Source organism: Paraburkholderia terricola (assembly GCF_900142195.1).
In the GTDB taxonomy this organism is placed as follows: domain Bacteria; phylum Pseudomonadota; class Gammaproteobacteria; order Burkholderiales; family Burkholderiaceae; genus Paraburkholderia; species Paraburkholderia terricola.
The window spans coordinates 1-5,711 of sequence record NZ_FRAB01000091.1 but is presented as its reverse complement, the minus strand read 5'-3'; the positions used below and the strand labels follow the sequence as shown (position 1 = coordinate 5,711).

Here is a 5,711-nt window from a genome sequence, read left to right as displayed (position 1 = left end):
TCTCGTGAAGCGTCGATCATGCGATTCAAAAAACGAGCCGTGACAGACTCATCGAGATCGATCAGGTCAATGTTCCTGTTCTTCATCCACCCAGAGAACGCGCACAGGACTCTTCGTTTCTTGCGAAGCGATACCTCGGAATAGTGTGCCGTCCGTAGACGATCAAGAAATGCATCGATGTGATGGGCCGGCAGCCCGCCGGATTCGCTGACTGTGCGTGTTGCATTCATCTGATCTCTCCTGGCCAGCGCGTTAGCCAGCCTGAGAAATCATATGTTTATGCCGACGCAGCGATCATGAAAGGCCATACCCACCGCCACGCGCATGCATGACGCGGCATAATCGAGGAGTCGGCATAATGCCTGTCATGCCGCTAGCGGCATGACACGGGTTGTTCGAGATGGGCCACGCTCCGTTGCCGACGTAGCGAACAAGCTTGGGCCACTGGCCTCGTAGATATTGAAGCGCTTTGCCGAACCCGCTTTGCGGCAACACCGAGTTCAAATGACGCGATAGCAGCGCCTCGATCTGATCAAGAACTGGCTGACTTCTGGCCTGCCTGAGTTGCTGGCGCTGCTCCGGCGTCATGTTTTCGGATCGTGCCTCAACGGCAAACAGCTGGCCGATCAGCCGAATAAATTCGCTCACCGGATGATTGCCGCCGCGCTGTTCCTTCGGAAGGGCCTCTTCCGCCTCAATCAGGTAACGTCGCGCGTGTGCCCAACATCCGAGGTGCACCAGTTGGTTTGTTCGGGCGATTTCGTTGTACGGCTCGTAGCCGTCGCTCATCAACACCGCGCCGTGTTTGATGCCAGCATAGAGCGCGGCGGCCTGCGCCGCGCTGCGCGTGGGACTGTAGCTGAACATTCGCACTGGTGGTCCGGTACCGTTCATCTGCGCCCACATGTAGCTCTTGCGTTGTGCAGCACGCCCTGGTTCTTTTAGTACCTGCACCGTCGTTTCATCGCCGTAGACGATGTCGGCCTCGAGCAAGTGGTCGCGCATCAGATTAATCAAAGGTTGCACTGCCATGCCGACGCGCACTACGCTTGCGGCCAGCGTGCCGCGCGAGATATCGCCACCGAAACGGTGCAGCAACGCGGCGATTCGGTACAGCGGCAGCGCGTCAGCAAACTTACTCACAACCACCCATGCAAGCGCTGATTCAGTGAGTAAGCCCTTCGGGATGATGCGCGAAGGTGCCGGCGTCACCTTGATGCCAAGGTCGCAGCAAGGGCATGCGTATTTGATTCGCTGGTGCTGAATGACGCGAACTTGCTGCGGCACGATATCGAGTTGTTCGCTGATCTCGGCGCCGATCTCGACCAGTGCATGGCCGTCGTGTGCGCAGACGCGTTCTGACTCGGGCAACTCATGGCGCACGACCTCGCGAGGCAGCATTGGGTCCAACGGTTTGCGCCCACGCTTCTTGCGTTCATGCGCGCCGACTTCGACGCGATGTTCCGTTTCGGTCTCTTGCGCCGGTTCGCATCCTGTTGCGAGCGCTTCTGCTTCGTTCAGGAAGAGGTCGCGTTGCTCAGAACCGCGCACTTCGCTCCTGGATGCAAACAGCTGCCGCTGATAGGCCTTAAGCTTCTCGCGCAGCAAGTCGCGTTCGGCTGTCACCACACGCAACTCGCCCTTCATGGAAGCGAGTTCTGCGCGCAGCGCCTGCAGTTCGTCGGTGGAGGATGAGGATGGTGGCGGCATCGCTGAATTAGACCAGCGATGCTGATTCGCGTTTCAGGTCACGCGCTGATAATAGCGCCTCGGATGCGCGCGCATCGCTTCGATGTCGATGCCCTCCAGTAGCCAGTGAAGTTGCTCTGTTCCCAGCATGAGCACCGCTTCCTTGCGCGGCCATACGAAGCGGTCCTGCTCGAGGCGTTTCATGAGAAGCCAGAAGCCGTTACGGTCCCACAGCAGCATCTTGATGCGGTCGCGGGACCAAGCAACATTCAGCATACCGATTGAAGTTTGTCACAATGGAATATCCATGGCATCCATTGCACGGCCAGCAACTTCAGGTGGTTCGTCGTAAGGGACGTGGCGCCGCGGAGGTGATTCATGTAGAAGTCCGCAACGGACTATCCCGGGAATTGCCAGGATGGATGTTTGACAAGGCGCGGTGCGAAACGATGTCGTTGGGTTCACCAGAAGTTGCCCTGAACGCATTGATGGAACTGCGAGACGTGCTTGCGTGCGAAACGTCGCTGTTGCCCGATGGTGGATCATCGTCTTCCTTGATTCGAAAACGGGAAGGTAATTCAGATGAGACCATCGTCGATGACCCCAAGGAGGCAACTGGTTCTATCACTGGAACGGGAAGAACCGGTGCTTCTCCTCCCGGCGCCAACGCGCGAAGAACTGATACAGGCCGTAGCCGACCTACTACTGGAAGCGCTGGGCACCTCCGTGGGGAACGTGGATCAGGCGCGGGAGGCCGGCGATGAATTCTAAAATCAATTCCGCACATCTGGGTCGCGACGCCGTCGTATACGTTCGTCAATCGTCACCTGGTCAGGTGCATAGCCACACGGAAAGCAAGCGACGTCAGTACGATCTTGCCGAGTCCGCGCGCAAGACCGGTTTCGCCAACGTTACCGTGATAGACGATGACCTGGGTCGGTCAGGATCTGGGCTTACTGAGCGGCCCGGATTTCAGAAACTCGTGGCTGCAATATGCGGCGGTACAGTTGGTGCGGTATTCTGTATCGAGGCATCGCGACTTGCGCGCAACGGCCGTGACTGGCATCACCTCGTCGACCTGTGTGCCTTGACTGGTACGCTAATTATTGATCCCGATGGCGTACACGATCCGCGGCTGACGAACGATCGCCTTTTACTGGGCCTGAAAGGATCAATGTCGGAGTATGAGCTGAGTCTGTTACGTGAGCGGGGAATTGCTGCACGCGATGCGAAAGCTGCACGAGGGGAACTTCGATTCTCATTGCCGCCAGGATACTGCTGGAATGAGTTGGGGAAAATTGAACTGGATCCGGATGAACGCGTCACGGAAACAATCCGCCTCGTGTTCCGTCGGTTTCGAGAGCTGGGAAGCGCCCGTCAGGTGTTCTTGTGGGCCAAGCTGGAGAAGCTCCAATTGCCTGTTCTGAGACAGAGCGCGGTTGGCAACCGGATTGCGTGGCAGTCACCTGCCTATCACAACGTAATCAAGCTATTGCAGCACCCGGTCTACGCTGGAGCTTATGTATTTGGCAGGAAAAGTTCTGAGACTCATGTTGTTGATGGGAGAGCGAGAAAAGGTAGTGCCCGCAGTAAGCCCATGCAGTCGTGGAACGTCTTACTGAAAGATCACCATCCAGGCTATATCACCTGGAATGAATTCGAGGAAAACCAGCGGATGATTGCCGAGAATGCGCATATGCAAAAGCGAATGTCTCGCAAATCTGCGCGGGGTGGCCGCGCGTTGTTGGGCGGCCTTGTAAGATGTGGTCGGTGCGGCCGGATGATGCGGGTCTTTTACGGGATGAGATCGGGGCAAGCGCACCGCTACCAGTGCCGGGGTGACGACAGTCACGTTGGCGCCGGACTTTGCATCGGCATCGGCGGCGTACGTGTCGACAAGGCCATAGCGACCCAACTGCTGGAAGCGGTTTCGACATATGCAGTAGACGCAGCAATAAGAGCGAGTGAAACGCGGTCCCACGCGGATGATGAGGTGCGAAAAGCATTGACGCGCGAAGCGGAGGAAGCGCGCTATGAAGTCTCGCTGGCAGAGCGCCGCTACGAGGCAGTCGATCCTGGCAAGCGGCTGGTCGCACGTGAGCTGGAAGCGCGATGGAACGCCGCACTTGAGCGCGTCGCTGAGCTCCAGAATCGCATCGAACATCTTGATACGAAGCTTCTTGTCGATCCGGAAATCGACAGGGAGCGACTGATGTTACTCGCACACGATTTGCCGACTGCATGGAACGCATCCGGCGCCACCCCGAGAACCAAGCAACGGATAGTGCGCGTTCTGATCCAGGAAGTGGTGATTGATCTGGACGACTCGTCCAATGAAGCTGTGCTTGCAATCCATTGGACCGGAGGGCGACACACTGAGGTGCGTATCGCGCGGATACGCGGTGGTCGCTATCCCGATACCGAAGCGCAGACGCAATACGGGTCGGTGGAAGTCATGCGCAAACTCGGTGGCAAATGGCCGGATCGCGACCTGGCCGTGACAATGAACCGGATGCGCTGCAAGTCGTCCGACGGCAAGACCTGGACGACCGTAAGGGTACGGGAGCTGCGCGAGAGGCTGGCAATAGCAGCCTTCGATCCAGCATCTAACGATGGCGAATTGATTAGTGTCGAGGAAACCGCCCGGCGCCTGCAGATCTGCGTTGGCTCCGTTCACCGTCTCATTGATGAAGGGATCTTGCCCGCCTCACAGCTCATGTCGTGTGCCCCGTGGCAGATACCGGTGGCGTCGCTAAGTTCCGAGGCCGTGCAGATAGGCGTGCGGGGTGTGATTGAGAGAAGGCCTCGGAACTTCGAGGCGCTGCAAGACGAAAAGACGTTGAGACTACCAGGATTCTAACGGGAGAGATGCATTATGAAACTCGGTCGCGCCGCTGATTGCTGAACACATAAACCGCACGCGCGAATGGATCGAGCTTCATTGACTGCTCGACGATGGCTGCGAGACCGTTGATGCTCTTGCGGAAGTCAACGGCGTCGCGATGCACATAGACCTTCAGTTCATCGTCCAGGCGGAACATCGCACCGTCCTAGCGTCTCGATCATGGCCGATAGCAACGGCGCGTCATTGCCGCTGCATTCAAACCGGAGTGTGACGCCGTTGGGCATCTGCACCATCAACCGCGCCGAGGTCATCGCGGGTGACGACGTCCTTGCTGCGGGGGTGTGGCGGTGTGCGTTCGCGGATGCGGGCGCGACCACCTCTTCGTGACTATCGACTTCGACTACCGGAACGAAAGCTGTGCCAGTCGGCGCCGGCTGTAGGGACGTGCCAGCCAGTCGCTGCTGATGCAGCTTGATCCATTTGCGCAGCAAGTTGGCGTTGACCCCATGCTTGAGTGCGAGCCCGGCGACCGAAGCACTCGGCTCAAGACATGCTTCCACCAACTTCTGTTTGGTTTGCCGGTCATATCGGCGCTTACCGTCCCGACCAACGTTGACGACCTTCAGGCCCGTCATTTCTGAGTGTTCTTCTGTCATGAAAGGTGTCCACTGATTTGGAAACAGTGGACATAGCCTGCACGCTCAGGTCAAACAGTTCCAGACGTCCATTTCTGCGCGCTTACGACGTATTTCGCGCGGTAGCAAACCGTTCCTTGGTGGTGCGGTTACTAGTCTCTGTTGGCTTGCTTTCGACGTCGCGTAAACGCACAAACCCCACCGGTGCGGGGTGGGGTCTGTGTTTCTGCATGGGAGCCTGACGATTACCTACTTTCACACGGGCAATCCGCACTATCATCGGCGTGGAGTCGTTTCACGGTCCTGTTCGGGATGGGAAGGGGTGGTACCGACTCGCTATGGTCATCAGGCATGACTTGTTGTCAGGTTGACGCGGGGGTCAACACGACCAATCTGGAAGAAGTAGTGTCTGGTGCATCGCACCAGGGGCAATGGGGTGGTGAGTGTATCGGGCACAACGCGGATCTCAACCGTGTGTGGCGGCGCGGGGAGGCGCCACCGGAAACACACTGGTTATAGGATCAAGCCTTACGGGCAATTAG

Annotated in this window: 4 protein-coding genes, 1 rRNA gene and 2 pseudogenes; 1 reads left to right on the top strand and 6 read right to left on the bottom strand. The window is 57.8% G+C overall.

Translation table 11 applies throughout. The annotated features are described in order from the left end of the window. From BUE39_RS33445 to tnpB (BUE39_RS33435), 3 genes and pseudogenes are all read right to left on the bottom strand, one after another. A pseudogene (locus BUE39_RS33445) lies at nucleotides 1-230 on the bottom strand (integrase); the annotation flags it as partial. A 145-nt stretch (nucleotides 231-375) separates the two neighbouring features. Next, nucleotides 376-1,710, bottom strand: a pseudogene (gene tnpC, locus BUE39_RS33440) (IS66 family transposase); the annotation flags it as partial. Between the two features lie 33 nt (nucleotides 1,711-1,743). Continuing rightward, nucleotides 1,744-1,965: an IS66 family insertion sequence element accessory protein TnpB gene (gene tnpB / locus BUE39_RS33435; protein WP_073432957.1), complete on the bottom strand. Its 222-nt coding sequence runs from the start codon at nucleotides 1,963-1,965 to the stop codon at nucleotides 1,744-1,746. Between the two features lie 484 nt (nucleotides 1,966-2,449). Between tnpB (BUE39_RS33435) and BUE39_RS33430 the strand changes: the two genes are divergently transcribed. Continuing rightward, nucleotides 2,450-4,549 (top strand): recombinase family protein, encoded by a 2,100-nt coding sequence (locus tag BUE39_RS33430; protein WP_073432956.1) that lies wholly within the window; start codon nucleotides 2,450-2,452, stop codon nucleotides 4,547-4,549. Between the two features lie 13 nt (nucleotides 4,550-4,562). Here BUE39_RS33430 and tnpB (BUE39_RS33425) read toward each other — a convergent pair whose 3' ends face one another. From tnpB (BUE39_RS33425) to rrf, 3 genes are all read right to left on the bottom strand, one after another. After that, entirely contained in the window at nucleotides 4,563-4,730 is a 168-nt protein-coding gene (tnpB, locus tag BUE39_RS33425; protein WP_073432955.1) for an IS66 family insertion sequence element accessory protein TnpB, read from the bottom strand. After that, complete coding sequence (gene tnpA / locus BUE39_RS33420) at nucleotides 4,711-5,190, bottom strand: IS66-like element accessory protein TnpA (protein ID WP_073432954.1); 480 nt, start codon at nucleotides 5,188-5,190, stop codon at nucleotides 4,711-4,713. Before tnpA ends, tnpB (BUE39_RS33425) begins: the two co-directional genes overlap by 20 nt. Before the next feature lie 215 nt (nucleotides 5,191-5,405). Then, a 5S ribosomal RNA gene (gene rrf, locus BUE39_RS33415) occupies nucleotides 5,406-5,519 on the bottom strand. Between the last annotated feature and the right edge of the window lie 192 nt (nucleotides 5,520-5,711).

Bases quoted from the DNA above. Each gene is read 5' to 3' on its own strand.
- BUE39_RS33430 (WP_073432956.1), top strand. From the start codon at position 2,450: ATGAATTCTAAAATCAATTCCGCACATCTGGGTCGCGACGCCGTCGTA.
- tnpB (WP_073432957.1), bottom strand. From the start codon at position 1,965: ATGCTGAATGTTGCTTGGTCCCGCGACCGCATCAAGATGCTGCTGTGG.
- tnpA (WP_073432954.1), bottom strand. From the start codon at position 5,190: ATGACAGAAGAACACTCAGAAATGACGGGCCTGAAGGTCGTCAACGTT.
- tnpB (WP_073432955.1), bottom strand. From the start codon at position 4,730: ATGTTCCGCCTGGACGATGAACTGAAGGTCTATGTGCATCGCGACGCC.